Source organism: Gordonia sp. BP-119 (genome assembly GCF_016924115.1).
Classification (GTDB): domain Bacteria; phylum Actinomycetota; class Actinomycetes; order Mycobacteriales; family Mycobacteriaceae; genus Gordonia; species Gordonia hongkongensis.
The window spans coordinates 1-1,300 of record NZ_JAFFZF010000102.1 but is presented as its reverse complement, the minus strand read 5'-3'; the positions used below and the strand labels follow the sequence as shown (position 1 = coordinate 1,300).

Annotated in this window: 2 protein-coding genes; both read right to left on the bottom strand. The window is 61.0% G+C overall.

What is annotated here, in order from left to right; all coding sequences use genetic code 11:
- Positions 1 to 28: 28 nt before the first annotated feature.
- The gene (locus tag JW364_RS23990) at positions 29 to 922 is read right to left on the bottom strand and encodes an IS3 family transposase (protein ID WP_165630008.1); all 894 of its coding nucleotides are present in this window, start codon (positions 920 to 922) and stop codon (positions 29 to 31) included.
- Positions 919 to 1,233: a transposase gene (locus JW364_RS23985; RefSeq protein ID WP_068969944.1), complete on the bottom strand. Its 315-nt coding sequence runs from the start codon at positions 1,231 to 1,233 to the stop codon at positions 919 to 921. The genes JW364_RS23990 and JW364_RS23985 overlap by 4 nt, the downstream gene beginning before the upstream one ends.
- Positions 1,234 to 1,300 lie beyond the last annotated feature (67 nt).

Below are 1,300 nucleotides of genomic sequence, written 5' to 3'. Positions count from 1 at the left end.
TGAGGTTCCCCTGAAAAAGTGGACACGGTTAGCTTGTTTGCTGACTTGTGTGTGATCTGATTTCGAAGTCGATAGGTGAGACCATCCCTAGCGAGCTATGCCTTCTGTCATGGTTGTAGAATCGGATGTAATTGTCAAGTCCGGCAGCAAGATTCGCGTAGCTGCCGTACGCGTGGCGCTTGTAGTTCTCGTGTTTGACCGTTGACCACAACGACTCGGCGCCGGCGTTGTCCCAGCAGATGCCGGTCGCGCCCATCGAGCGTTGCAAACCATGTCGACGGCACGCTGAAGCCATGTCGTAGCTGGTGTACTGACCGCCTCGGTCGCTGTGCAGAATGGTGCCGGCCACCGAACCGCCACGAGTGAGCACTGCAGCATCCACCGCGTCCTCGACGAGCTCGGTGCGCATGTGATCTGCCAGCGACCAGCCCAGCACTCGACGCGAGTGCTCGTCTCGGATCGCGCACAGGTAGGCGTCCCCTTCGCCGCAGGTCAGATAGGTGATATCGGAGGTCCAGACCAGGTTGATGCCGCCGCGATCGAAATCGCGGCCGACCCGGTCCGGCGGGAACGACGCGGCCGGATCGACCTGGGTGGTCCTGACCTTGAACGTGCGCGGACTGATGCCCTCGATGCCCATCTCGGCCATGATCTTGGCGACGGTGTTCTCCGAGACCGCCACCCCCTCAGCGTGCAGATCGGCGGTAATGCGCGGTGAACCGTAGATGCGTCGCGAGGCCTGCCAGTGCGCCAGAATCTTCACTTCCAGATCCCGGCGCCGCTGCTGTCGGGGCGTCAACTCGACACGATGTTGCCGATCTGCCCACGCGTAGAATCCGGACCGCGACACACCCAGGAGAGCAACAAGTTTCGTCACGTCGTGGTTGGCGCACTCCGCGGCGATGAGTTCGAAACGACTCACCGATGATGCTGCGCCGCAAAGTACGCCGATACTTTTTTCAGGAATGCGATATCACGGTCCTTCTCGGCGAGTTCGGCACGCAGCCTGGTCAGTTCTGAGCGTTCACTCGCCGACAGATCTTGGTCGGGCGGCACCTTGCGAACATCATCGGCGACGCCGTCTCGAAGCCGCTCAGCCCGAACCCATTTGCCCAGCAGATTCTCATGCACATTGAGTTCCCGAGCCACCTCGGTGATCGGCCGACCACCATCAATCACCCGACGAGCAGCCTGAGCCTTGTACTCCGGCGTAAACGACCGCCTCCTGGACATGTCGACATCCTTCCAGCAGGACCCCTGGCCCCACTATCTCGGTGTCCACTCAAACTGGGGAGGCTCA